At 72.4% G+C, this 24,356-nt stretch carries 19 protein-coding genes; 9 read left to right on the forward strand and 10 right to left on the reverse strand.

What is annotated here, in order from left to right:
• The first annotated feature begins 6 nt into the window (after nt 1-6).
• The 3 genes from ACQP2Y_RS23470 (at nt 7) to ACQP2Y_RS23480 (ending at nt 2,207) form a co-directional block, all read left to right on the forward strand.
• A complete protein-coding gene (locus ACQP2Y_RS23470; protein ID WP_433716853.1) occupies nt 7-1,206 on the forward strand; it encodes an MFS transporter in 1,200 nt (399 codons plus the stop codon).
• 9 nt (nt 1,207-1,215) lie between these two features.
• Nucleotides 1,216-1,545, forward strand: a complete 330-nt coding sequence (locus ACQP2Y_RS23475) for a cupin domain-containing protein (RefSeq protein ID WP_433716854.1) — start codon at nt 1,216-1,218, stop codon at nt 1,543-1,545.
• A gap of 101 nt (nt 1,546-1,646) precedes the next feature.
• Nucleotides 1,647-2,207, forward strand: coding sequence for a hypothetical protein (locus ACQP2Y_RS23480; RefSeq protein ID WP_433716855.1), 561 nt, complete (start codon nt 1,647-1,649; stop codon nt 2,205-2,207).
• Nucleotides 2,208-2,251: 44 nt separating this feature from the next.
• Here ACQP2Y_RS23480 and ACQP2Y_RS23485 read toward each other — a convergent pair whose 3' ends face one another.
• Nucleotides 2,252-2,845, reverse strand: coding sequence for a TetR/AcrR family transcriptional regulator (locus tag ACQP2Y_RS23485; RefSeq protein ID WP_433716856.1), 594 nt, complete (start codon nt 2,843-2,845; stop codon nt 2,252-2,254).
• 146 nt (nt 2,846-2,991) lie between these two features.
• On the opposite strand from ACQP2Y_RS23485, the gene ACQP2Y_RS23490 reads away from it, so the two are divergent.
• Together ACQP2Y_RS23490 and ACQP2Y_RS23495 are read left to right on the forward strand one after the other, a co-directional pair.
• Nucleotides 2,992-3,942, forward strand: coding sequence for a cellulase family glycosylhydrolase (locus ACQP2Y_RS23490; RefSeq protein WP_433716857.1), 951 nt, complete (start codon nt 2,992-2,994; stop codon nt 3,940-3,942).
• Between the two features lie 19 nt (nt 3,943-3,961).
• Nucleotides 3,962-5,434 (forward strand): hypothetical protein, encoded by a 1,473-nt coding sequence (locus tag ACQP2Y_RS23495; protein ID WP_433716859.1) that lies wholly within the window; start codon nt 3,962-3,964, stop codon nt 5,432-5,434.
• Nucleotides 5,435-5,491: 57 nt separating this feature from the next.
• On the opposite strand, the gene ACQP2Y_RS23500 is transcribed toward ACQP2Y_RS23495, so the two are convergent.
• Entirely contained in the window at nt 5,492-6,325 is an 834-nt protein-coding gene (locus tag ACQP2Y_RS23500) for a hypothetical protein (RefSeq protein WP_433716861.1), read from the reverse strand.
• Between the two features lie 242 nt (nt 6,326-6,567).
• Between ACQP2Y_RS23500 and ACQP2Y_RS23505 the strand changes: the two genes are divergently transcribed.
• Nucleotides 6,568-9,522 carry a BTAD domain-containing putative transcriptional regulator gene (locus tag ACQP2Y_RS23505; protein ID WP_433716863.1) on the forward strand — a complete coding sequence of 985 codons (2,955 nt, stop codon included), beginning with the start codon at nt 6,568-6,570 and terminating at the stop codon, nt 9,520-9,522.
• A gap of 1,342 nt (nt 9,523-10,864) precedes the next feature.
• Here ACQP2Y_RS23505 and ACQP2Y_RS23510 read toward each other — a convergent pair.
• Nucleotides 10,865-11,284 (reverse strand): hypothetical protein, encoded by a 420-nt coding sequence (locus ACQP2Y_RS23510; protein WP_433716865.1) that lies wholly within the window; start codon nt 11,282-11,284, stop codon nt 10,865-10,867.
• Between ACQP2Y_RS23510 and ACQP2Y_RS23515 the strand changes: the two genes are divergently transcribed.
• A complete protein-coding gene (locus tag ACQP2Y_RS23515) occupies nt 11,268-11,978 on the forward strand; it encodes a hypothetical protein (RefSeq protein ID WP_433716867.1) in 711 nt (236 codons plus the stop codon). The two genes, ACQP2Y_RS23510 and ACQP2Y_RS23515, sit on opposite strands and share 17 nt — an antisense overlap.
• 160 nt (nt 11,979-12,138) lie before the next feature.
• Nucleotides 12,139-12,747 (forward strand): LuxR C-terminal-related transcriptional regulator, encoded by a 609-nt coding sequence (locus ACQP2Y_RS23520; protein ID WP_433716869.1) that lies wholly within the window; start codon nt 12,139-12,141, stop codon nt 12,745-12,747.
• On the opposite strand, the gene ACQP2Y_RS23525 is transcribed toward ACQP2Y_RS23520, so the two are convergent.
• From ACQP2Y_RS23525 to ACQP2Y_RS23550, 6 genes are all read right to left on the reverse strand, one after another.
• Entirely contained in the window at nt 12,667-14,415 is a 1,749-nt protein-coding gene (locus ACQP2Y_RS23525) for an ATP-binding cassette domain-containing protein (protein WP_433716871.1), read from the reverse strand. The genes ACQP2Y_RS23520 and ACQP2Y_RS23525 overlap by 81 nt on opposite strands.
• Nucleotides 14,412-16,115, reverse strand: coding sequence for an ATP-binding cassette domain-containing protein (locus ACQP2Y_RS23530; protein WP_433716873.1), 1,704 nt, complete (start codon nt 16,113-16,115; stop codon nt 14,412-14,414). The genes ACQP2Y_RS23525 and ACQP2Y_RS23530 overlap by 4 nt, the downstream gene beginning before the upstream one ends.
• Before the next feature lie 85 nt (nt 16,116-16,200).
• Nucleotides 16,201-16,329 (reverse strand): SapB/AmfS family lanthipeptide, encoded by a 129-nt coding sequence (locus ACQP2Y_RS23535; RefSeq protein ID WP_360552370.1) that lies wholly within the window; start codon nt 16,327-16,329, stop codon nt 16,201-16,203.
• 54 nt (nt 16,330-16,383) lie between these two features.
• Entirely contained in the window at nt 16,384-18,975 is a 2,592-nt protein-coding gene (lanKC, locus tag ACQP2Y_RS23540; RefSeq protein ID WP_433716876.1) for a class III lanthionine synthetase LanKC, read from the reverse strand.
• A 129-nt stretch (nt 18,976-19,104) separates the two neighbouring features.
• Nucleotides 19,105-20,304: a cytochrome P450 gene (locus tag ACQP2Y_RS23545; RefSeq protein ID WP_433716878.1), complete on the reverse strand. Its 1,200-nt coding sequence runs from the start codon at nt 20,302-20,304 to the stop codon at nt 19,105-19,107.
• A 78-nt stretch (nt 20,305-20,382) separates the two neighbouring features.
• Nucleotides 20,383-20,970, reverse strand: a complete 588-nt coding sequence (locus ACQP2Y_RS23550; protein WP_433716880.1) for a GNAT family N-acetyltransferase — start codon at nt 20,968-20,970, stop codon at nt 20,383-20,385.
• A gap of 124 nt (nt 20,971-21,094) precedes the next feature.
• Here ACQP2Y_RS23550 and ACQP2Y_RS23555 point away from each other — a divergent pair, with 124 nt between their 5' ends.
• A complete protein-coding gene (locus ACQP2Y_RS23555) occupies nt 21,095-23,104 on the forward strand; it encodes an FAD-dependent oxidoreductase (RefSeq protein WP_433716882.1) in 2,010 nt (669 codons plus the stop codon).
• A gap of 21 nt (nt 23,105-23,125) precedes the next feature.
• On the opposite strand, the gene ACQP2Y_RS23560 is transcribed toward ACQP2Y_RS23555, so the two are convergent.
• A complete protein-coding gene (locus ACQP2Y_RS23560; RefSeq protein ID WP_433716884.1) occupies nt 23,126-24,310 on the reverse strand; it encodes an MFS transporter in 1,185 nt (394 codons plus the stop codon).
• Between the last annotated feature and the right edge of the window lie 46 nt (nt 24,311-24,356).

A 24,356-nucleotide genomic window follows, 5' to 3' on the forward strand; every position in this document is an offset into this window, starting at 1 on the left:
AACACAATGTCCACAACCGTCGGCGCGATGCGACCGGGCGCCACCCGCAACCTGATCCTCGCGACCATCGGCTTCCTGGTGAACTTCTGGGCCTGGGCCCTGCTGGGCCCGCTCGGGCCGGGCGTGAAGGAACGCCTGGGGCTCAGCTTTGCGGCCCAGTCCCTGCTGGTCGCGGTGCCGGTGCTGGTCGGCTCGCTCGGCCGGATCCCGGTCGGCGCGCTCACCGACCGGTACGGCGCCCGGATCATGTTCCCGCTCGTCAGCATCGCCACCATCGTCCCGGTGCTGACCCTGACCGTGGTGTCGTCGTATCCGGCGCTGATCGTCACCGGCTTCTTCCTCGGCCTGGGCGGCACCACCTTCGCCGTCGGCGTGCCGCTGGTCTCCGGCTGGTATCCGCCGGCCCGCAAGGGCTTCGCCATCGGCGTCTTCGGCGTCGGCATGGGCGGCACGGCGATCTCCAACTTCACCACCGTGAAGCTGGCTGACACCTACGGCGACAACGCGCCGTTCCTGCTGGTCGCGGCGCTCCTCGCGGCGTACGCGATGGCCGCTTTCCTGCTGATCCGCGACGCCCCGGACCGGCAGCGGCCGGCCGGCTCGGCCTGGGGACGGATCAAGGACGTCGGGCGCCTGGCCGTCACCTGGCAGATGTGCTTCCTGTACGCCGTCGGCTTCGGCGGGTTCGTCGCGTTCAGCGTCTACCTGCCGGCGTACCTGCGCGAGGCGTACGGTCTCACCGCCAACGACGCCGCCCTGCGTACCGCTGGTTTTGTCGTCCTGGCCGTGATCGCCCGGCCGGTGGGCGGCTGGTTGTCCGACCGGCTGCACCCGGTGCCCGTGCTGGTGTGGTGCTTCTCCGGAACCGCGCTGTTCGCCGTCGTGCAGGCGTTCCAGCCGCCGCTCGTCCCGGTCGCCACCGTCGCTTTCCTGGCCATGGCCGGCCTGCTCGGAGCGGCCAGCGGCGCCGTGTTCGCCCTGGTCGGCAAGGTCGCACCGGCGGACAAGGTCGGCAGCGTCACCGGCGTGGTCGGCGCGGCGGGCGGCCTCGGCGGCTTCGTCCCACCCCTGATCATGGGCTGGGTGTACGGCGCCGAGAGCTCGTACGCCATCGGCCTGATGCTGCTGTCGGACGTCGCGATCGCGGCCGCCGTCTATACCGCCGTCAAGATGAGCGGCCTGGCCCGCCGTCCGGTCACCACCTGAAGGAGCGTCATGCCCACATCGTTGACCACCCTCACCACCGAACTCCTCGACACGGCCCGCGGCTCGTCCAGCGGCCGCGGCGCCCGGACCCTGGTCGGCGGGCACACGCACACCCTGCGGCAGACGCTGGTCGCACTGCGCGCCGGCGCGGCCCTGGACGAGCACGAGAACCCGGGCGAGGCGACGCTGCAGGTCCTGGCCGGTCGCGTTCGCCTCACCAGCGGCGACTCGTCCACCGACGGGACGACCGGTGACCTGCTCACCGTGCCGGACGCCCGGCACAGCCTGACCGCGCTCGAGGACGCCGCGGTGCTGCTGACCGTCGCCAAGCTCGGGTAGGCCGAAGGTCCCGAAAGGTACGGCAGTGCGGCACTGATCACGGGCGTCGATCCCGACTGGAATAGGGATGTAGCCAACGAACCAGAAAGGACGTGGACGCCATGACCGCCGTCCAGCACCGCACCACCCGGGTCTCCCTCAAGACCGGTGGCACGACCGTCACGGAGTCCCGTCGCAGCAAGGCCACTCGTTTCACCCTCGCCGGGTTGCGTCTGGCGCTGGGCTGGGTGTTCCTGTGGGCGTTCATCGACAAGCTGTTCGGCCTCGGCCTGGCCACCCCTGACAAGGGTGCCTGGATCAAGGGTGGCAGCCCGACCAACGGCTTCCTGGGCAAGGCGGTCGCGGGTCCGTTCGAGGGCATCTACCACAGCATCGCCGGTGCGGCCTGGGCTGACTGGCTGTTCATGCTCGGCCTGGCCGCGATCGGCACAGCCCTGATCCTCGGCATCGGCATGCGCCTGGCCGCCGCTGCCGGTGGTGTGCTGCTGGTTCTCATGTGGACCGCGGTGCTGCCTCCGGAGAACAACCCCTTCATGGACGACCACCTGATCTACGCCGGTGTCCTGGCTCTGCTCGCTCTGACCGCCGCCGGTGACACCCTCGGCCTCGGCAAGATGTGGGCCCGGCTACCGCTGGTGCAGCGCCTGCCCTGGCTCAAGTAACCCACGACCACGCACGACCGGGCGGCATCCACCACGGGTGCCGCCTAGTTCTGTCGGCCGGTGCTCAGCGCGCCGTGCAGGAAGACGTCGACGACCTGCTCGGCCGGCACCGGCGACTGTGCCGTCCGGGCCATGCCGAGGAAGGCTTCCGCGAGGAACCCGGCCGGGAGACGCAGGCGCTGCTGGTCCGGCTCCAGCACCCTCGCGACAGCTTCCTGGATCTCGGGCAGCCTGCCGGCGGTTCGCAGATCCTGGCGGCTGACCGGGCGAGGGCCGGGTACACCGGCCGAGACGGCTTCCTGCAGGGCCTCGAGCTCGGTACGGACGCGGCGTTGATAGCCGTCGAGGATGTCGATCACGGCTATGAGGCGCGCGGCGAGTGGCTGGTCGGCCGGGATCGCGTCCAGCTCCCGTACCTCCTCGGCCGGGTTGAGCAGCGCGGTCACCTGCTCTGTCATCCTGACTGCACAGGCCCGCATGACCGCCTCCTTGTCCGCGAAGACGGCCAGCAGGTCAGCCTCGTCGATGCCTGCGGCCCGGGCGATCTGCGCCGTGGTCACGGTGTCGTACGCGCCCAGGAGCGGCATGGCCGCCCGCACGATGTTCTCGCGCAGCTCTTCCGCGCTCTCTCCGGTCATCAGCTTCTCCTTGACACCCCGGCAATGTTAGCGCAATCATTCAGCAACATCGATGTCATCGGCGGACTTCCGGCGGCCGGTCGTGTTTGCGTAAACATCCGGCCTTGAGCACTGGAGTCGAATTGAGACGAGCCTTCCTGAGCGCGATGACGGCGGTAGCGCTCGCCGCGTCGCTGCTCACCCTGTCCACGCCCGCATCCGCGGCCACCAACGGCTTCCGGGGCGTCAACTGGGCGGACCAGCGCGACAACTACGTCGACGGCTGGGTCATCCCCAGCGGTCTGACCGCGGCCGACTCCTACGCCACCGTGCGGACCAAGGCGGACGGCGTCATCACCGGCTTCCAGCAGCAGGTCGGCGCCAACACCGTCCGGCTGCCGATCAACCCGCAGAGCGTCAACTCCGACTGGTGGGCCCGCTACAAGGGCGCGATCGACTCGGCGCTCGGGCACGGGATGAAGGTCATCCTGTCGTACTGGGAGGCGAACAAGGACGGCTACGTCGACGACCCCGCCGCGTGGAACACCATGTGGGACCGGGTCACCGGGGACTACGGCGGCAACGGCAACGTCTACTTCGAGCCGATGAACGAGCCGTTCGGCTACAGCCTCAGCGCGTGGGTGTCCCTGTGCTCCACCTGGCTGTCGCGGCACGCGAACATCCCGCGCGGGCGGGTCGTGATCAGCGGCACCGGCTACAACGACAACGTGACCGGCGTCGGCGCGGCGAGCGCCCTCAGCGGCACCCTGTTGTCGCTGCACTTCTACGGCTTCTGGGCCTCGGACACCACCCGGGCCGCGTGGACCAGCAACCTCAGCAACCGGCTCGGGTCGTACTCCTCGCGCACCATCATCGACGAGGCCGGCTCGCCCATGACCACCGGGCTGAACTACAGCGCGGGGCACCAGGACGGCAACACCTTCACCGCGTACCTCGCAGCCACGACGGACCTGGCACGGGCCCGGCAGATGGGCATCGTCTACTGGCCGGGGCTGCGCACCGGCGACACCTACTCACTGACCCGGCAGAGCGGCAGCGGCCTCGCGGTGAACAACGCCTCCGGTCTCGCTCAGATCCGCTGGGGCTGGGGCCTGTGACCACTCTCGGGAGGACTCCATGACCACAAGAAGGACGGTTCTCGCCGCCGCGGGAGCAACCGGGCTCGCCGTCGCCGGTGGCACCCTCGGCGGGGGACCGGCGTGGGCGGACGCCACGATCGCCGTCAACCCGGGCGCCGACTTCGGCGCGTGGGAGGGCTGGGGCACCTCCCTGGCCTGGTGGGCCGACGTGTTCGGCGACCGCGACGACTTCGCCGACCTCTTCTTCACCATGAAGAACGTGTCGTACAACGGCACCACGCTGCCCGGCCTCGGCCTCACCATAGCCCGCTACAACCTGGGCGCCAGCAGCTGGAACGCGATCAACGGCGAGCGGATGGTGGCCTCGCCCAACATTCCGCGTTTCAAGCAGATCGAGGGTTTCTGGCTCGACTACACCAACGAGGACCCCGCCTCGTCGGCGTGGAACTGGAACGTGGACGCCAAGCAGCGCGCCGCCCTGGTCAAGGCGACCCAGCGCGGCGCGATCAGCGAGCTGTTCGCCAACTCCCCGATGTGGTGGATGTGCGGCAACCACAACCCGTCCGGTGCGGCCGGCGGCGGGCTGAACCTGCAGGCGTGGAACCACCGTCAGCACGCCCACCACCTTGCCGTCACCGCCCGCTACGCGCAGGAGCGGTGGGGCGTGCGTTTCCGGACCGTGGACCCGTTCAACGAGCCCTCCGCCGGCTGGTGGCGCGCCGACGGCACCCAGGAAGGCTGTCACATCGACGCGCAGACCCAGCGCAGCGTCCTGGGGCACCTGCGCACCGAGCTGAACCGGCAGGGCCTGACCGGCGTGACGATCTCGGCCTCGGACGAGACCAACTTCGACGCCGCCCGGGCGACGTGGAGCAGTTTCGACAGTGCCACCAAAGCACTCGTACGGCAGGTGAACGTGCACGGCTACGGCCCGGACACCCGCCGCGACCTGCTCTACAACGCCGTCCGCGCCGACAACAAGGTGCTGTGGAACTCCGAGCACGGCGACAGCGACGGCACCGGCCTGGCCATGGCCCGCAACCTGTGCATGGACTGGCGCTGGCTACACCCGACGGCATGGTGCTACTGGCAGGTGATGGACCCGTCGGCCGGCTGGGGCACGATCCGCTATAACGGCAGCACGGCCACCGCCGGGGCGATCGAGACGAAGTACTACACGCTCGCCCAGTTCACCCGGCACATCCGCCCCGGCATGCGGATCATCGACCTCGGCGTGGACTACGCGATCGCGGGCTACGACGCGGCCGCCCGACGCCTGGTGATCGTGGCGCTGAACGCCGGTGCCGCCCAGAACCTGACGTTCGACCTGTCCCGCTTCGGCCAGGCCACCGGCGGCACGGGCGGCGTGGTTCCGCGCTGGTCCACGGTCCCGGGCGGCTCCGACCGGTACACCGCCCGTCAGGACCAGCGGGTCGTCAGCAAGCGGATCACTGTCCCGTTCCCGGCGGCCTCGGTCCAGACCCTGCAGATCGACGGCGTGGTGGTGTGACGCGCGGCGTGGCCGAGGGCGGAAGCACCCCCGGCCACGCTGTGTCGGCTGTCGTGGTCAGGACAGCGGCTGCGGCTCCCCGTACAGCAAGTCGTCCATGACGACCACGTCGCGGGTCGACGTGTCGGTGTTGGTGCTGCTCAGGGGTGCGTTGCCGGTGGTGATGCGGACTTCGTACACGTCGGCGGTGGTCTTGACGCCCAGGAACGAGAGGCTGCGGTTGGCCGTGGTGCCCTTGGGCACCGCCTGCCACCAGAGCTGGGTGCCCCACTGGTCGTACAGTTCGATCTTGGTCGGGCCGGCCTTGTCGACGTCGGTGAAGACGGCGCCGAAGCCCTTCACCGTGGCCGGCTTGGTCGTGCCCGGCTGGAAGAACCGGACGCTCATCTTGTTCGTGCCCAGCGGCGTGAACAGCCGCTGCGCGCTGAACACGTTGAAGTTCTCCCGGTACTGGGGGTTGATGTTGCCGAACCGGACCGCGGTCTGGGTCGGGTTGTCGCTGTCGGCGCTGACCTGGAACTTGTTGCCGGCCCCGGTGGAGAACACCGCGCCCCGGGGCACGGTGGTGTTGAAGAAGTCGCGGGGCAGCAGGTTCGGCGCGGACTGGGCGTCCGGCGTACCGTCCCAGTTGATCTCGCGCCGCCCGGCCGGCTGGCTTCCCGGCGCGCTGCCGTTGTTCGGCTCGCCGAGCAGCGCGCGGTAGGCGTCGACGGTGGGCTGCAGGCCCGCCGCGTCGCTCGCGGCCCCCTCGATCTTGGTGAAGGACGGCGCCGCGAAGGACGCGGCCGACGGCGCGGCCGTCGCCGGTCCGAACGGCAGCAGGGCCACCGGTACGACGGCCGCGGTGGCAGCGAGCTGGAGCAGCCGGTGGCGGAACGGGTTGGTGCGCATCAATGATCTCCCCTGTGTGTGGCGGAGCCCGTCGGACCGGGCCCCGTGGAACGACCCAAGGCTGCGGTGCGGGTGCGGGGGGCAGCGCGGGGTGGTGCGGGGGGAGACGCGGGGGGACGCAGGTCGCGGCCCGGCGGGTAGCCGACAGACGGGTTGACCGTCCCGGCGCCGGACCCGACGCTGGAGTTCACTTCGCCCGTCGTGGGGCGAACCGTCCTGTCCCCGGCGTCGGAGCACCCGCCATGCCTGCTTCGCTCGTCGCCGCACCGCGGCGCACCGGCCCCGGACCGGCCACCGGACCGCCGCTGACCCGGTTCGTCGGCCGCGACACCGAGGTCGCCGCCCTGGTCACCGCCGTCCGCCGGACCCGGCTGCTGAGCCTGGTCGGCCCGGGCGGCAGCGGCAAGACCCGGCTCGCGCACGCGGTCCACGACCGGCTGACCGACGACCCCGGGCGCCAGACCTGGTGGATCTCGTTGGCCCCGCTGGACCGGCCGGCGCTGCTGGTCGCGGCCGTGGCCGACGTCCTCGGTGTCGCCGAGGTGCCCGGCCGCTCGCGACCCGACATGGTCGTCGCCCACCTGCGCGAACACCCGGGACTGCTCGTCCTCGACAACTGCGAGCACCTGGTGGCCGCCTGCGCGGAGCTCGTCGCCGAGCTGCTGCGGGCCTGCCCCGGCCTGCGGGTGCTCACCACGAGCCGGGAACCGCTGGCCGTCACCGGGGAGACCACCTGGTGGGTGGAGGGCCTGTCCGTACCGGCCGACCTGCCGGCACCGAACGCCGCGGACCTCGCCGACAGCCAGGCCGTGCAGCTGTTCGCCGACCGGGCCCGCCTGGCCCGCCGCGACTTCACGATCACCGACGACAACGCCGCCGACGTGGCCCGGCTCTGCCGCCGCCTCGACGGCATGCCCCTGGTGCTGGAACTGGCCGCCGCGCGCCTGCGGGTACTGCCCCTGCCGCGGATCGTCGCGCTGCTGGACGACGCCGTCTCGCTGCTGGTCACCACCAACCGCGACGTGCCGGCCCGGCAGGCGACCCTGCGAGCCACCCTGGACTGGAGCTACGACCTGCTGCCCGGCCCCGAACGCGAGCTGTTCGCCCGGCTGTCGGTGTTCCGCGGCGGCTTCACCGTCGACGGAGCTGCCGCGGTCGCCGGCGAGGACCCGACCGACACCCTGAACCTGCTCGCCCGCCTGGTCGACAAGTCGCTGGTGCAGGCCCGCACCGACGCCGCCGAGGAGCGCTACCGCCTGCTCGAAGTCGTCCGCCAGTACGCGGCGGAGCGACTCGGAGATCAGCGCCGGGCGGTGGCGGCCCGGCACGCCGCGTACATGCTCGACGTGGCCCGGCAAGCGGAACGCGGCCTCAGCAGCGTCGACCAGCCGCTCTGGCGTGACCGGCTCCACCGCGACCGGGGCAACCTGCGAGCCGCGCTGACCTGGGCGCGCGGCGACGACGGGCCGCTCGAAGTGCAGCTGGCCGGGGCGCTGGGTCGCTACTGGCAGCTCACCGGGCAGTACGCGGAAGGCCGGCACTGGCTGCACGCGGCCGTGTCGGGCGTGGACCGCGACATCGCACCGGCCGCCCTGGCCAAGGCCCTGACCGCGCTGGGACGGCTGGAATTCCTGCAATGTGACTACGCGGCGGCCGCAGCCCGCCTGACCCGGGCCCGGGAACTGTTCGCGGCGACCGGTGACGAGCGCGGCGTCGCCGAGGCGGTGCAGACCCTCGGCAGCATCGCCCGGGAACGCGGCCGGTACGCCGAGGCCCGCGCGCACCATGAGGAAGGGCTGGAGTTGTGGCGGCGGCTGGCCGAACCGGTCGGCGAGGCCCGGGCGCTGCAACTGCTGGGCTTCACGTCGTGGCTGGAGGGCGACCATGCCCGGGCGGCCGGACTGTCCGGCGAGGCGCTGCGCCGGTTCCGCGAGCTGGGCGACACCGAAGGTGTCGTCGGTGCCCTGATCGACCTGGCCGCGTCGACCTTCCGCGGGGGTGATCCGGACGGTGCCGTACGGCTGCTGCGCGAGAGCCTGGCCGACGCCGAGCGGATGGGCCTGCGCGAGGCGACCGCCTGGGCGAACGAGCAACTCGGCCTGATCGCGGAGGCGCGAGGCGATCGGGCGGAGGCGGTGGCCCGGCTGCGCCGGAGCCTCACGGTGCATCACGAGCTGGGCGATCGGTGGCGGACGGCCAGCGTGCTGGAGGCGCTGGCGGGGGTGGGGGCTGATGCCCGTACCGGGGCGCGGCTGCTGGCCGCAGCCGACCGCCTGCGCCGGGAGCTGGGCACGCCGCTGCCGCCGTGCGACCTGGCGGACCACGAGAGGCGAGTGCAGGGGGTACGGGCTGAGCTGAGTCAACCGGACCTCGAACGGGCCGCGCTGGAGGGTGCAGCGCTGACGGTGGAGCAGGCCGTGGCCGCGGCGACCTCCTCGCCGCCCGTCCCGGCGCCCGCCCCACGCCTGGTGCCGCAGTCTGGGCTGGCGGTCCACGCGCTCGGGCGCAGCCGGGTCGAAGTGGACGGCCGAGCGCTCGGGCCGGAGGACTGGACCTACGCCAAACCCCGCGAGCTGATGTTCTACCTGCTCACCAGGCCGGGCAGCACCAAGGCGGAGATCGGGCTGGCCCTGTGGCCGGAGGCGTCGGCGACCGAGCTGCGCAACAGCTTCCACACGTGCCTGAAGTTCCTGCGCCGGGCCCTCGACGGGGCTGCGCGGGTGCGGTTCGCTGATGGTGCGTACCACCTGGAAGCGGTCGGCACGCTGCGCCACGACGTCCCGGACTTCCAGGCGGCAGCCCGGCGCGACGGTATCGAGGGACTGACCAGGGCCGCCGCCTGCTATCCGGGCGACTTCCTCGCTGACACCCCGGTCGGTGCGTGGGCGGAACCGCACCGGGAAGAGCTGCGCAGAGAGTACGAGCACGTGCTCCGCAGCCTCGGCGGCCTGCTGGCGCGGGAACAACGCTTCGTCGAAGCCGCGGACGTGTTCGCGCGGCTGGTCGCGCATGATCCGCTGCTGGAGGGGGCGCACCGGGCTTTGATGCGCTGCTATGCCGCGCTGGGGGAGCGGGGGCGGGCGCTGCGCCAGTACGAGGAGCTGGTGCGGGTGCTGGAAACCCAGGTCGGTGCCCGCCCGGCGCCGGAGACGACGGAGCTCCACAGCAGACTGCGCGGGCTGTCCCGGGCGGCATGATTCGATCTTTCTCAGGCTCACGAATGGGTGAGAGGCGCCCGGGTGAGTTCTGCGGTGGCGGTGGTGCGGTGTTAGCTTCCGATTGGTGGGTAGGAATAAGTCGATTGCCCGGGTAAATGATCGAGTGGGGGTTCGTGGTGCGCCGGAATGTCGCTGGAGCAGCAGCTCAGCGCATCTTCCGGCTGCTGGTGATGGTCGGGTTGGTTGTTGCTGCTTACTTCGCTCTGAGTGTTATTGATCACGCTGCGCGTGCTGATGCGGGTGTTATTGATCGCGGCGGAAAGGTGGGTCTTGCTGAGGCCGGCCGGGATCTCGCAGACAATGCGAAAAAGGACGGCTCGGCTTCGGGGGACTCTGTTCCGAAGATCCATGGGGGTAAATTCGTAGATTCTTCGGATCGGAAAGCGGTTGCTGCTGGGCGGACGGTTCCTCGGGCGCGGAAGGCTCCGCTTTCCCTGGAGGATCGGAAGATTCCGGTTTCGGGGAAGGCTCGGCCTTCGAGGGCTGATGGCCGGGACGTCGGCGGTTCTACGGCGGACGGCCGGAAGGTTGCCGCGTCCAAAGCTCCGGAGTCGAGGTCTGACGGCCAGAAGGTCTCGGCCTCTGAGGTCTCGGTCTCCAAGGTCTCGGTCTCCAAGGTCGAGGTGGCGGAGGGACGGGTTTCGAAGGCGGACGGTCGGAAGGTCACCGCTTCGAACGCCGAGGCGGGGAAGGTCTCGACGGCGGAGGCGCGGAAGGGTCGGGTAGCGGAGGCGGCTGGGCGGACGAGCGCCCCTTCGGGGCCGCGGACTGCTGCGACTGCGAAGGTCGACCGCCGCAAGGCCACCTCTTCCGGATCGGACGATCCTGAGGATTCGGGTCTGAAGGCCGAAGGCCGCGAGACCGACGCGCCCGAAAGGGGAGCGCGGAAGGGCCTTGCCATCACCGCTCCCGAGACGGACGCGGTTTCGAGAGCCAGGAGCCGGCTGGATGCTGCATCCGAGGTGGACGCGAAGGAGATTTCTGCCGACAGCCCGCCGGTGGAGGTTCGACCGTCCGAACTCGTTCGGCGAGCGCTCCCCGATGGTGAGACTGGCCTGACGGCGGGGCGGATGATGACTCTCCGCCCGGCGAAGTCCTCCGCGGATGAGCGACCTGGCCGGCCCGTGGGATCGCCGCGGCCCAACACTGCCTCGGCAAACCGCAATCCGGGCTCGCCGGTCGTATCCAAGCCACCGCAGCTGCCAGCGCTGCCGGTCAGCCGCACGCTGCCGGCTGTCCGCGACATGCCGGCGGCTCCCGAACTGCCTGAAGCACCACGGTCGCCCGCGCCCGCGGACGCCCCGCCGCGTCCAGTCCAGCCTCAGTTGCCCGCGAATCCGGAACTTGAGCCGGCCCTTCCTTCTGCGCCCGCGCTGCCGGAGCAGCCCGCGGTGCCGGCACACCCCACGCGGCCTTCGCGCGCCTTGTCGCCCACGTTGCCCGCCATTCCGGCGCTGCCATCGGGGTCGGAACCTCCGGCAGTCAGCACGACGCCCATCCGGCCGGCTCTGCCCACGATGCCGGCCGTGCCCGCCGCGCCTGCCCTGCCAGTGTTGCCCGCCTTGCCTGCGTTGCCGGCGGTGCCCGCGCTGCCTACCCTGCCCGCCTTGCCTGTGTTGCCTGCCGTGCCTGCGTTGCCCGCCCTGCCGACGTTGCCCGCCTCGGCTGCGTTGCCGGCCGTGCCCGCGGTGACTGCATTGCCGCTCGTGCCGTCGCTGCCGGCGTTGTCGTCGCTTTCCATTCTGCCGGCCCTGCCCGCATCGCCGGCCCTGCCGGCCCTGCCCACGGCGCCTGGGCTGCCCACGCTGCCGGCCCTGCCTGTGCTGCCCACGCTGCCGGCCCTGCCCACGCTGCCCACGCTCCCCGCCCTACCCGCGGCGCCCGGGCTGCCCGCCCTGCCCGCGCTGCCCGCGCTGCCGAACCTCCCTCCAGCGCCCGCCCTGCCACCCACACCGGTCGCACCCGCGCTCCCAACGGCGCCCGCAACACCAGCAAGCCCGCACCTCCCCACGCTTCCCGCCAACCCCGTGCCGCCCACGGCCCAAGAGCAGCTCCAGCCGCAGACCACAACCACCGAGCCGCGACAAGAAGCCGCTCTCGCCCGGACCCCGGCCCACCCGGCACCGGCCCTGTCGCAGACCGGCCCGATGCCCGCACTCGACCTGCGCGACGCATCAACCGCGACCACAGTCGACCACGGCGGGCACGCCAAGCCTCAGGCCACAGACTTCCCCACCCCGCTGCCCGCCCCGCCGCACCAGCCCGCAGACTCCGCCGGCACGGGCCACGCCCGCGATTCCGGCGGCACCGGCTCGCCCACGATGGGCACCGTCCCGTCGTTCTGGCGCCCCGAGATCGCCACCGGCCGCTTCTCCGCAGCCGATGACACCTCCGCCCACGGGCGGACCGTCCGCTACAGCGGACCTCCCAGCTGATCGCCCTCCCTCCGGGGACAGAAAACAGGCCACGCCGGTCCGAAGACGGACCCGCGATCGGCCGTCCGCCGGCTTCCGTGCTCCGCCCGCCACCGTGGCCGAGCCCGCTCAGTTGCCGGCATTCCCACCGCGAAGCTTTGACCCTGGCTGGGAGGCCATTGTGATCCGCATTCTGCTCGTCGAACCCGTCAATCTGTTGCGTGGCGCTCTCGCGGCGACCCTGTCGCTGGAGGAGGATTTTGAGGTGGTCGCCGATCTGGGCTGCCTTGACGAGGCGTTGGACATGGCGCGGGCCGTTCCGCCGGATGTTGCTGTTGTCAACGTCGACCTGCTGGCTGATGACGGGCTCCGTACCATCGATCGGCTGGCCGCTGAGCAGCCCCGGTGCGCCACGTTGGTGCTGGCCGGTCCGGATGCTCCGGGGCGGCTCAGCCGGGTTTTGGACGTTCATGTCCGGGGTGTTGTCGGCACTCAGGCCGCGCCGTGTGAGCTGGTACGGGGTATCCGGCAGCTGGCTCGTGGCGAACGGGTGATCGACGCCAGCCTGGCCGTTGCCATGGTGGCCGCTCCGCGTAGTCCGTTGTCGCCACGGGAGCTTGATGTGCTCAGTGTTGTGGCTTCGGGGGTGCCTTCGGAGGAGGTTGCCGCGAAGCTGCATCTGACGCCGGGGACGGTCCGGAACTACATCTCAGCGGTTCTGCGTAAGACCGGCGCGCGCAACCGGTTGGAGGCTGTCCGGTTGGCTGAGGAGGCGGGCTGGTTCCGGTGACGGTACGTCCCAGTGGCCGGCGATCTCGCGGTACAGCGGTGAGCTGAGCCGCAGCGACCTGTCCGTTCCCAGGGTCGCGTCCTTACCGTCCAGCAACAGGATGCGGCGGGCCCGTACGGCGGAGCTCACTCGGTGGGCGACCACCACCAGAGCACCGGGGCGGTCGGCGAAGGCCCGTTCGGCGCGGGCCTCGCCGGCCGCGTCGAGGTGGCACGTGGCTTCGTCGAGGAGGACGAGCCGGGCCGGGGACAGGTACGCCCGGGCCAGCGCGACGAGTTGCCGTTCGCCCGCCGACATCACGTCGGGGGTGATCGGCGCCTCGTAGCCGCCGAGGCGTGCCACCAGGTCGTCCGCTCCGACGGCGGCCACTGCGTGGTCGAGCTTGTGGCGGTCGGCGTCGGGGTGCAGGTAGCGGAGGTTGTCCAGCAGCGTGCCGCTGAACACGTACGCCTCCTGCGGGATCAGCACCCGGTGCTGGGCCAGGGTGCGCGCGTCCAGGTCGGCGATCGGGGCACCGCCCAGCCGGGCCTGGCCCTGCCGGGGTCGCAGGGTGCCTGCCAGCAGCGCGACCAGGGTGGACTTGCCGATGCCGCTGGGGCCGACGATGGCCAGGTGGTCGCCGTCGGTGATGGTCAGGTCGAGGTCGTGGACCACCGGCTCGGCGTGCCGGCTGTAGGAGAAGGTGACCCTGCGCAGGCTCACCTCCGCATCGGTGGGTTGCCGCACTGTGGTGACCGGTGCGGGTGCCGGCTGCTTGCCCGCTTGCAGGATGCGGTCCAGGGTCACGGTGAGCCGTACGCCTCCGCCGCCCATGCCGCCGATCAGGGTGTTCAGGGCCGGTTGCACCCCGTGCAGCAAGTAGGTCAGGGCACCGAGTACGGCCCCGGCGGTGAGGCCGCCGCGGATCAGCGACGGTGTCGCCAGCAGCACGATGACCACCGGGAGCCAGCCGGCCAGGGCGAGGCTGAGTCCGCGTACGGCGGTCATGCGCACGACCGAGCGTTCCGCCGCCGCTTGCGCGTCCACCGGGTCGGCGAGCTCTGCGGTCATCCGGCTTTCCGCCCCGCACGCGACCACGTCCCGCAGGCCCGCGAACGCGGATCCCGCCTCGTCGGCCAGTTGCTCGTCGGCGGCCACGTACGCGCGCTGTCGGGCCACCATCGCCGGGAGGGTCACGGCGAACAACGTCAGGCCGGCCAGCATCGGCACCGCCACGGCCAGGGCGACCTGCGGTGCCAGAGCGGCCAGGCCCAGCAGCGCTCCCGTCACCGCGAACAGGAAGCCGCGTACGGTCATGACCGCGCCGGCGAAGGTGTCGCGGACGATCTCCACCTGGTGGGTGAGCCGGGCGACGGCCGAGCGGTCGGCGGCTCCGCGTAGCGCCCCGCCGACGACGTGGGCCACCAGCTCGTCGCGCAGCGGCTCGGCGAGGCCGGCCAGGCAACGGTAGGTGTTGCGGGTGCCGTACGCGCCGAGCATGACCGCCGCCGCGAGCAGGCCGAGCCAGGCCAGGCCGGTGTGGGGGTGGCCGGCCAGGAAGCCACGGTCGACGGCCCGGGCGATGGCCTGCCCGGACAGCACGGCGGGCACCGCCTCGACGGCCGACCACCAGGCGAGCCGGGCCAGCGGAGCGGGGTGGCGGCGCAGGAACCGCAGCAGATACCTCATCGGTCCTCTCCGGCGAACAGCTCCCGGTAGGCGCGGTTTTGCCACAGCACCCGGTGCTCCGCGTAGCCGCGGAGCCGGCCGCGGTCGAGCCAGGCGACCCGATCGGCCCGGGCGGCGGTGGCGGCCCGGTGGGTGACGACCACCCGGGTACGGCGATCAGCCGCATCCAGCAACGCCCGCCCGACCTCGTACTCGGTCACGGTGTCCAGGCTGGAGGTGGCATCGTCCAGCACCAGCAGCCGTTCCGCCCCCAGCGAGCGGGCGATGCCGAGCCGCTGCACCTCGCCACCGGACAGCGGGGTGTCGGCGAGCCGGGTGTCGTAGCCGTCGGGGAGGCGTTCGACGACCGTGTCCACGCGGGCTGCCTGGGCGGCGGCGCGTATCCGGTGCCCGGCGGGGGAGCCGGGGCCCAGGGCGATCGCGGAGCCGACGGTCGCCCCGACGAGGACGGGCCGGGCGAAGGCGTGCCCGATCGCGTGGCGCAGGGCGTCGTGGCCCACCCGGGGCAGCGGCACGCCGTCGAGGAGGACCTCGCCCTCGTCCGGGTCGAGGAGCCGCCCGCAGGCCCCGGCCAGGGTGGACTTGCCCGCACCGGACGGGCCGACGACCGCCACGGTGGCGCCCGCCGGGATCACCAGGTCGACGTGGTCGAGCACGGGCGGGTGGTCCGCGCCGGCCGGGTGGTGCACGGTGACGCCGCGCAGCTCCAGGCGGCCGTTGCCGGGTGGCAGGTCCTGGCCGCCGTACTGGTGGAGGGGCTCGGCCAGGATTTCGGCGGTGCGGCGGCAGCCGGCCCGGCTGCGGGCGATCCGGCCCAGGACACCGACCACCCCGCCGAGCCCGGCGCCCAGCGCGACGTACTGCAGGGCGGCCAGCACCGCGCCGGGGGTCAGGCGGCCGGCGCTCAGCGCGAGCCCGGCGACGCCGACGACGGCCAGTTGCATCAGCGGTGCCAGCAGGACTCCCTGCGCGGCGGCCCGGCCGATGGCGTCCCAGGTGTGGGCGCCGTGCCGGCCGAGGTCGGGCAGGGGCCGCAGCACCCGGCGGATCTCCGGCTCGACCGTGCCGGCCGCGGTGATCGTGCGCGCGCCGGTCAGTGCCTCGGTCAGCCGCGCCGCGATGTCGCTCTGGGTGCGCTGGTAGCGGGTGGTCGCGTCGGCCGTGTCGACGACGTACGTGCGCAGCAGCAGGGTCAGCACGAGCAGGCCGGTGACGAAGGTGGCGCCCAGCCACGGGTCGATGATGGTGAGGGCGACCAGGCTGCCCAGGGGCGGCACCAGCGCCGTGCCGGCCAGGGCCACGGCGGCGCCGGCTCCGGCGGCGCCGGGCACCTGGCCCACCAGGCGGCTCACCAGGTCGCCGGCCGGGTGCCGGCGGGCGGCGCCGGGGGCTAGCGCGAACACGTGCCGGACCAGGGTGTGCCGCAGCCGGGCGGTGGCCCGGGCGGTGCTCAGGCCGGCCGCGAGACCGGTGAGGATCTCGGCGACGGCGATGACGACGATCAGGGCGACGGCCGCGGCGATCCACCGGCCGGGCCGGGCACCGGGAGTCAGGGCCGCGTCGACGGCGGCGCCGAGCGCGGCCGGGAGCAGCAGGTCCGCCGCGGCGACTGCCAGGGCCGCCAGCACCAGGACGGCGACCCACGGGCCGCCGTGCCGTACGGCACGGACGAGCACCCGGTCACCGGTCACGGCGGACATCACGCCTCCTCGAGGTCGGTACGACAGGAGTGGCCCCGGAGCCGGGTTGGGTGTCCCGGTCCGGGGCCGCGCTCATGACCGCCGGTCAGTTACAGGTCGTGACGCTCAGCGAGCTGTCGCCACAGAGCAGCAGGCTCGCCCGGCTCCCGCCGCCGCCCCCGGCGTTCTTCGCCTCGGTGGACAGTTCCATTCCCTGCAGGTCGAGAAGTGCCATGGTCGTTCTCCTCCTTGCTCGGTGTTGCTTTCTCCCCGCCCGGTCGGGCGGGAGTCATCGGGTGCCGGCCGGTCGCGGGGAACCGGCGGCCGGGGTGAGGAAGGGCAGGTCCGCGGCTGGTTCGTGCCGCGCGGCGCCGAGGGCGAGCAGCACACCCGCGGATCCGGTCGCCAGGTCCATCGACAGCCGCAGCAACTGGTCGCCGGGGAAGGCGAGCCCGCTGCGGAACGGCACGGCGTGCCAGGTGAGGTTGCGCAGCTGAAGGGCCAGCCGGTCGTCGTCGCCGCCGTCGTGGCCGGCGAGGTAGCGGATGATCCCGGCGCGTCCGGCGAAGAGGCCGGCCTGGGCGTAGAACGGGGACCGGGCGGCGAGGCTGATCGCGGCGCCGGCCCGGGCCAGGCCCTCGTCGGCGCGGTGGGCCAGCACCTGGTCGAGGACGATGCCGATGCCCACGCCGCCCTGGGCCAGGTACGGCATGGTGCGCCAGCCCTCGTTGACCTCCAGCGCCCCATCGGGGCGCACGACGCAGCGGTGCAGGTCCTGGCGCAGCGCGGTCACGGCCCGGTCGAGCAGGGTGGCGTCGCCGGTGCGCTCGTACATGCGCAGGAACAGCAGGGCGGGGCCGGTCCAGCCGTGGGTGAGGCCGGCGCGGGGCTGTCGTCCGCCGCTCACGGCCAGGTCACCGGCCGGGGGCTCGTCGGTGGCGATCTCCGTCAGCCGTTCGGAGACCAGGTCGGTGGCGCGCCGGGCGGCGTCGTGCAGGGCCGTCTCGCCGGTGGCCTCGGCCAGGTGCAGCAGGTTGAGGCCGACCCCGGCCAGGCCGCTCATCAGGTCGGGGCCGAGTTGCTCCCACTGCTCACCGAGGCAGCGTTCGACCACGTCGAGGGCTTCCTGGCGGCGGTCCAGCTCGTGCAGGACGTACGCGACGCCGTGCAGCCCGTCGTAGAGGCCGAGCCGAGAGCCGGACTGCGGGTGCAGGGCCCGCCGGACCAGCCACTCCTCGAAGCCGGGGAACGGGCCGGCGCCGGTGACGGCGAGGGCGTGCAGCACCCCGGCGGCGCCGTACGCGAGATTCAGCCCACCGGAGTGGAACTGCTCGATGTCGCCCGGGAACAGCCGGTCGTCGCGCTGCGGGGTGGCGCTGTCCACGATGGCGTCAGTGAGCCGGCGCATCATGGCGGGCACGGACGGGTCGGAGCGGTGCTGGGTGCTGCCCTGCGGGGCGGCCGGCCGGGCGGTGATGGTGGCGACCGCCTCGCTCAGGAACTCCGCCGGCACGTCGAAGTGCTCGGCGATCACGGCGGCGAAGTCGCGGGCCTTCTCCGGCGCCAGCCGCAGCATCGCGGTCAGAGGCAGGAACAGGGCGAGCCGCAGGCAGGCCAGGGCGTACCGGTCGACGTCGGTCCCGGTGACCCCGCGGGGCGCCGCGAAGCCCTGGTTGCGCAGGCCGGGCCGGCGATAGCCGTCGGCCGGGCCGGCGACCTCGAAGTCGATGAGCACCGCCGTGTCGGCGTCCGGGCCCTCGGTGCGCACCAGCACGTTGAACAGGTGCAGGTCGCCGTAGACCAGGCCGCGCTCGTGGATCGCGTCGATCGTCCGCTCGATCTGCCGGTAGATGTGCAGCGCCCACCGGGTGTACGCGCGGTAGTCCTCGGCGCTCGCATTCGGGTCGATCAGCGGGTAGCGGTCGACCAGCAGCTTGTTGAGCGGCTTGGCGTCGATGTATTCCAGGGCCAGGAACTCGTGCTCGCCCAGCTGGAACCGGTCGTGCACCCGGGGCACGCTCGTGAGGTCGGACAGCCGCTCGAGCGCCTCCTGCTCCCGGCCGAGCCGCGCGATCGCGTCCACGCCGTCGGCGTCGAGGCCGGCGTGCGGCCGCGCCTCCTTGAGGACCACGGGCTCGCCGGTGCGGGTGTCGGTGCCGCGGTAGAGGCCGCCGCCGTTGGAGAAGTGGATGACCTCCTCGATGGAGTACGGCAGGTCGACGACGGTCGTGGCGTTGCGGGCGGCCAGATGCGCGCCCAGGAACGGTGGCAGCGACACCCACTCCGGGGTCCGGAAGACCGGGTCGCGCCGGTCGGGCACCAGCGTGCCGGACGGGTCGGCGATGGCCGGCTCGACCACCCCGTCGGCGACGCAGTAGCGGGCGGCGAAACCGCCGTAGCGCACATGCACGGGTCCGTCGCCCAGCCGCAGGTCACTGAGGATGTACGGGCCCGGCTCGCCGTCGAGCAACTCGCTGAGCTCCTTGCAGACGACCTCCAGCTCGGCGTCGTCGCGGGGGTAGACGGTGATGAACTTGCCGCTGGTGCCGCGCCGGGCGTACTTGGCGTTGCGCATCAGCAGGGCCGCCCGGCCGTGGATGAACTTGAACGGCAGGCCGCGGGCTCGGCAGTAGCCGAAGACCTGGTCGAGGATCCGCTCGGCGTTGTCCAGGCAGGCGGAGATGTGGATCTTCCAGCCCTGCTCGGGCAGCTCGCCGCCGGCCGGTCCGTAGATCAGCCAGTCGTCGAGGGTCTCGCGCTGCCAGCCCCCGGGCACCGGGCGCCGGGCCGCGGCGAACCAGGTCGCCTCGGGCCGGGCGCTGGTCAGGGAGTCGTAGAAGTACGGATCGGTGACACAGAACCGTTCGTAGTGCTTGTCCATCGCCCGGCTCCCCTCGTACCGCTCCGTGTGCTTTCCTGCCTCTCAGTCTGGTCAGGTGGAGGGAGTCGACGTAGTGAGCGCTGTCATCAGGTCAGGGTGAGATGCGTGAGGGAGAACTGCTGACGTCCGTCATGTTTGAACGGCCAGATAGCTCACCGGCAGGCGCACCGGGCCGTAGACGGCCTCGGTAGGGGCGAGCCATTCCGCCTCACCGGCCGAGGCCAGGCCGCGCAGGTGGGCGGCGAGGCGGGGGAGTGCTTCCTGCAGCTCCACCCGGGCCAGGGCCGCACCGAGGCAGTAGTGGATGCCGCCCCCGAAGGTGAGCTGCCCGGAGGGTTCGCGGCGGATGTCGAAGGTGTCGGCGCGGGTGAAGACGGCGCTGTCGCGGTTGGCCGATCCGGTGATCGGCAGCAGGCACGTCCCGGCCGGGAACACCGTGCCGTGCAGTTCCACGTCGGACTTGGCGATCCGCGGCACGCCCAGCAGCGCCGACGGGCAGAACCGGACGACCTCCTCGGCGGCGTTCGCGGCCAGCTCCGGCCGGTCGGCCAGCAGGCTCCACTGATCCGGGTACGCGATGAAGGTGTCGACCGCCTGGGCCAGCTGGAACTGCACAGTGCCCTGACCGGCGGACAGCATCGTGATCACCATGGCGCGCAGCTCGGCGTCGTCGAGCAGTTCCCCGGATTCCTCGGCGAGGATCAGCGCGCTCAGCAGGTCCTCACCCGGTGCCCGGCGGCGGGCCTCGATCAGCCCGTCGATGAACAGGTTGAGGCTGTGCACGGCGTTCTCGATGCGCCCGGCGTGCTCGGCCACGCTGAAGCCGAAGATGAGCCCGACGTCGTGCGCCCACTGGTTGACCTGCGCGCTGTCGCCCTCCGGGATGCCGATGAACTCGCACACCACCCGCAGGCTGTACGGCTCGGCGAACGCGGCCACGAAATCCACCCCGCCGGTGCCGGACATGGCGGCGATCAGCTCATCGGCGCAGGCCCGCACGGCCGGGCGGAAGTCCTGCACCCGCCGTACCGTGAAGGCCTTGCTCACCAGCCGGCGCAGCCGCTGATGGTCCTCGCCGTCGGCGTTGAGCAGGAAGCTGCGCATCGTCTCGACCAGCGGCCCGTCGGTGATGCCCTGCAGCGCCAGGAAATCCACCCCGGGGGTACGCAGCTGACGCATCCCCAGCAACGTCTGCACCGGCTCGTGGCGCAGCACGGCCGGGCCGACCGGGGACTCGGCCCACCAGCTCTGCTCGCGCAGGGAGGTGAGCACCTCGTGCGGCCGGGAGCGGAACTCATCGCCGTACAGGTCAAGAACCGGTGTCGACACGGGGTCCGCCTTCGTCCCGGCGGCCCGCCCACCGGGCCGGTTGTCCCCGAGCATAGGGGCGCCCGGCGCCGCTTCGTGTCACCCGGAATCGGTATTGCGCGCCGCCCACATCTCCCGGGTCATCTCGTATTCGACCTCGCCCAGGTCCGCTCCCGGCAGCGGGTCGTCCCAGACCGGGAAGTACGTGCGCACGTGGCGCAGCCCGACGGCGGCCATCACACCCCTCGACCCGGCGTTCACCGCCATGGTCTGCGCGATCACCCGGGTCTGCCCGACGGTCTCGAACGCGTGAGCCAGCAGCGCCCGGGACGCCTCTCTGGCCAGGCCCTGCCGCCAGTAGCGGCGCAGCAGGCGGTAGCCGAGCTCGGCGACGGCCGGGTCGTCGGGCTGGTCGGGACCGTGCGCCGGCGGCAGCATCATGAGCCCGACGAACTCGTCCTCCTCGCCGGGGGACCGGTACGCCATCCAGTAGCCCAGCCCGTCCACCTTGCGTCCCAGCGCCATCCGCTCGGCGTGGGCGGCGACGACCTCCTCGCGCGGCCGCGCCCGGCCGAAGATGTAGCGCAGCACCTCCGGGTCCGAGTCGAGCTCGACCTCGTGTTCGAGGTGCCGGTCCGCCAGGGGGACGAGCACCAGCCGCTCGGTCCGCAAGATCGGTTGTGGCATCCCGCCACGATCACACACCGTCCGGGGCGGCGCGAGGCGATTTCCGGCCGGTCAGCCGACCGTTGACAGTGGACTCGGCGGCTGATGAGGATGACGGGGTTCCGCTATCAGGGAGGCGCCCGCCATGTCCGCTCACCTCAGCCGGCGCCACGTCCTGCGGATCGGCGGCGCGACCCTGGTGGTCACCGCGGCCGCACCGGCCCTGCCCGCGCTCGCAGCCGCCGCCGTGCAGGCCGACCTGGTCATCTACGGCGGAACCGCGGCGGGTCTGGTCGCGGCGATCCAGGCCCGGCGGATGGGCCGCACCGCCGTGGTCGTCGAGCCGGGCACGCACCTGGGCGGCCTGACCACCGGCGGGCTGGGCTTCACCGACAGCGGTGTCAAGGAGTCCATCGGCGGCATCGCTGCGGAGTTCTACCGCCGGGTGTACGCGAAGTACAACGGCACGGTCGTCACTCCCACCTCCCCGGCGCGGTTCACCTTCGAGCCGCACGTGGCCCGCGCGGTGCTGGACGACCTGCTCGCCGAGGCCGGGGTGCCCGTCTACCTCGGGGCCCGGCTGAGCTCGGTGACCCGCTCGGGTGCCCGGATCACCGAGCTGGTGACCGACAACGGCCAGGTGTTCCGGGGGCTGATGTACGTCGACGCCGGCTACGAGGGTGACCTGATGGACCGGGCCGGGGTCAGCTGGACGCTCGGCCGGGAGGCGAACACCGAGTACGGCGAGACGATCAACGGCGTCCAGTTGCGGGACAAGCACCAGTTCGACCGGCCCGTCGATCCGTACGTGGTGGCGGGCAACCCGGGCAGTGGGCTGCTGCCGGGCATCTCGGCGAGCCCGGTGGCCCCGAACGGCACCGCCGACGACCGGATCCAGGCGTACAACTTCCGGATGTGCCTGACCCGCGACGCCGGCCGCATCCCGTTCCCCAAGCCGGCCGGTTACGACCCGGCGGAGTACGAGCTGCTCCGGCGGTACATCGAGGCCGGGTACGCCGGGCCGTTCTTCACCACGCAGAGTGTCGGTGGCGGCAAGACCGACTCCAACAACAACGGCGCCGTCTCGACCGACTTCATCGGGCGCAACTACGCGTACCCCACCGCCGGGACCGCCGCGCGGGAGTCGATCGCCGCCGAGCACCGGACGTACCAGCAGGGCCTGATGTGGTTCCTCGCCAACGACCCGCGGCTGCCCGCCTCGGTCCGCACCGCGACGGCGTCCTGGGGTCTGCCGGTCGACGAGTTCACCGCTTCCGGCGGGTGGCCGCCGCAGCTCTACGTTCGCGAGGCGCGGCGGATGCGGTCGGCCTACGTGATGACCGAACGGGACTGCCGGGGGTCGACGCGCGCCGGTGATCCGGTGGGGCTGGCCAGCTACACCATGGACTCGCACAACTGCCAGCGGGTCGTCGTGGGCGGCGCGGTCCGCAACGAGGGCGACGTGCAGACCGGCGTGCCGGGACCGTTCCCGATCAGCTACCGCTCGATCGTGCCGGCCCCGGCGCAGTGCGCGAACCTGCTGGTGCCGGTGTGCCTGGCGGCGAGTCACATCGCGTACGGGTCGATCCGGATGGAGCCGGTCTTCATGATCCTGGCCCAGTCGGCGGCGACCGCGGCGGTGCTCGCCATCGACGCGGCGGTACCGGTGCAGCAGGTCAGCTATCCCGCGCTGGAGGTCCGGCTGCGTCAGGACGGCCAGCTGCTGCGGTGGCCACTGACCGGCACCGGCGAGGTCATCGTCGACAATGCCGCGACGTCCGGGGTGACCCGGGCCGGCACCTGGGTCCGCAGCACCGCGACCGGCGGTTTCTACGGCCCGGACTACGAGCACGACGGCAACACGGCCAAGGGCGTCAACCGGCTGCGGTTCACGCCGGCCCTGCCCGCCGTCGGCAGTTACGCGGTGTACCTGCGGTGGACCGCGCACGAGAACCGGGCGGGCAACGTGCCGGTCGACGTCGTGCACAGTGGCGGCACCACGACCCGGACCGTCGACCAGCGGGTGTCCGGTGGTCAGTGGGTGTCGCTGGGCACGTTCACCTTCGCCGCCGGCAGCACCGGAAGTGTGCTGATCCGGACGGAGTCGACCACCGGCTACGTCGTTGCCGACGCCGTACGCTTCGTGCCGGCCTGATGCCGCGCCCCGCCCGGTCTGTCACGGCACTGCTTGTGGGGGCGCCGCGAGGGTGAGCCGCCGCAGTTGCCGGACCACCGGCAGGGTGAGCAGCAGTCCGAGCACGGGGACGAGGAACGCGATCCGCAGGCCGACCGGCTCGGACAGCAGGCCGAGCAGGACCGCGCCGATCAGCGCGCCGCCGTAGTTGAACAGGTTGACCCGGGCGATCACCTCGTCGCTGTTGCCGGGCACGGCGTGCCCGGCGGCGCTGAACGCCAGCGGCACCAGCACGCCCACCCCGAGGCCGGTGAGGGCGAAACCGGCGACGGCCACCGCGACCGACGGGACCGCGACGACCAGACCGCAGCCCACCGCGCAGACCAGCAGGGATGCGCCCGCGGCGGCGACCACGCCGGTGCGGGGCACGACATGGTCGCCGACCAGCCGGGAGACGAGGACCGCGACCTGGTACGCCGCGTAGCCCAGCGGTGCGACGGAGTCCGCGGCCAGCAGCGTGTCGTGCAGGTACACCGAACTCCAGGTGCTGACGGCCGAGTCGGCGAGGAACGCGGTGAAGATCAGCGCGCCGCAGATGAGCACGACCCGCCGGCTGCCGTCGCGCGGGTGGCGGTGCCCGGTCAGGTCGGGCATGACGGTGCGTGCGGGTTCGTACCCGCGCCAGCCGGTCAGCGCGACCAGGACGGCGAACCCGCCGGCCACGCCCACGGCCACGCCGGCACCGGCCCCGCTCGCGACGAAGGCCGACATCAGCAGCGCGGCGATGAAGGCGGCGGCGGTGTAGGCGGCGAAGAGCCGGTTCATCACGCTGCGGCCCAGCCGGGCCTGGACGAGCACACCCTGCATGCTCAGCGAGGCGTCGACGGTGCCCAGGCCCACGCCGTACGCGATGAGGACGGCCACGAACACAGCCGTCGGGGTGTGGAACGTGGTGAGGCCGAGCGCGACGCCGATCGTCACCAGCCCGCCGGCCAGGGCGAATCGGCTGCCCCATCGGGCGGCGACCGCGTCGGCGACCAGTGAGCCGCCGGCCGCCGCGACCACGACGAGCAGCAGGATCACCGACACCAGGGCGTCGTCGAGACCTTGGCGCTCCTTGAACATCGGCAGCGCGGTGACGACCGCGGCGTACCCGAGGCCCTGCGCCGCGTAGCCCGCGCCGATCCACCGGGCCCGGGTGCCGCCGGAGGGTTCGGCAGCCGTCATCCGTGGTCCGATCGGCAAACATGGGAATTGTTCACGATCTCCATGG

Origin of the sequence: Actinoplanes sp. CA-051413, assembly GCF_050955795.1 — a bacterium.
Taxonomy (GTDB): Bacteria; Actinomycetota; Actinomycetes; order Mycobacteriales; family Micromonosporaceae; genus Actinoplanes.

Excerpts from the sequence above, each read along its gene's own strand:
- ACQP2Y_RS23470 (WP_433716853.1), top strand. The coding sequence starts at position 7 with ATGTCCACAACCGTCGGCGCGATGCGACCGGGCGCCACCCGCAACCTG.
- ACQP2Y_RS23475 (WP_433716854.1), top strand. The coding sequence starts at position 1,216 with ATGCCCACATCGTTGACCACCCTCACCACCGAACTCCTCGACACGGCC.
- ACQP2Y_RS23480 (WP_433716855.1), top strand. The coding sequence starts at position 1,647 with ATGACCGCCGTCCAGCACCGCACCACCCGGGTCTCCCTCAAGACCGGT.
- ACQP2Y_RS23485 (WP_433716856.1), bottom strand. The coding sequence starts at position 2,845 with ATGACCGGAGAGAGCGCGGAAGAGCTGCGCGAGAACATCGTGCGGGCG.
- ACQP2Y_RS23490 (WP_433716857.1), top strand. The coding sequence starts at position 2,992 with ATGACGGCGGTAGCGCTCGCCGCGTCGCTGCTCACCCTGTCCACGCCC.
- ACQP2Y_RS23495 (WP_433716859.1), top strand. The coding sequence starts at position 3,962 with ATGACCACAAGAAGGACGGTTCTCGCCGCCGCGGGAGCAACCGGGCTC.
- ACQP2Y_RS23500 (WP_433716861.1), bottom strand. The coding sequence starts at position 6,325 with ATGCGCACCAACCCGTTCCGCCACCGGCTGCTCCAGCTCGCTGCCACC.
- ACQP2Y_RS23505 (WP_433716863.1), top strand. The coding sequence starts at position 6,568 with ATGCCTGCTTCGCTCGTCGCCGCACCGCGGCGCACCGGCCCCGGACCG.
- ACQP2Y_RS23510 (WP_433716865.1), bottom strand. The coding sequence starts at position 11,284 with ATGGAAAGCGACGACAACGCCGGCAGCGACGGCACGAGCGGCAATGCA.
- ACQP2Y_RS23525 (WP_433716871.1), bottom strand. The coding sequence starts at position 14,415 with ATGAGGTATCTGCTGCGGTTCCTGCGCCGCCACCCCGCTCCGCTGGCC.
- ACQP2Y_RS23530 (WP_433716873.1), bottom strand. The coding sequence starts at position 16,115 with ATGTCCGCCGTGACCGGTGACCGGGTGCTCGTCCGTGCCGTACGGCAC.
- ACQP2Y_RS23535 (WP_360552370.1), bottom strand. The coding sequence starts at position 16,329 with ATGGCACTTCTCGACCTGCAGGGAATGGAACTGTCCACCGAGGCGAAG.
- lanKC (WP_433716876.1), bottom strand. The coding sequence starts at position 18,975 with ATGGACAAGCACTACGAACGGTTCTGTGTCACCGATCCGTACTTCTAC.
- ACQP2Y_RS23550 (WP_433716880.1), bottom strand. The coding sequence starts at position 20,970 with ATGCCACAACCGATCTTGCGGACCGAGCGGCTGGTGCTCGTCCCCCTG.
- ACQP2Y_RS23555 (WP_433716882.1), top strand. The coding sequence starts at position 21,095 with ATGTCCGCTCACCTCAGCCGGCGCCACGTCCTGCGGATCGGCGGCGCG.
- ACQP2Y_RS23560 (WP_433716884.1), bottom strand. The coding sequence starts at position 24,310 with ATGACGGCTGCCGAACCCTCCGGCGGCACCCGGGCCCGGTGGATCGGC.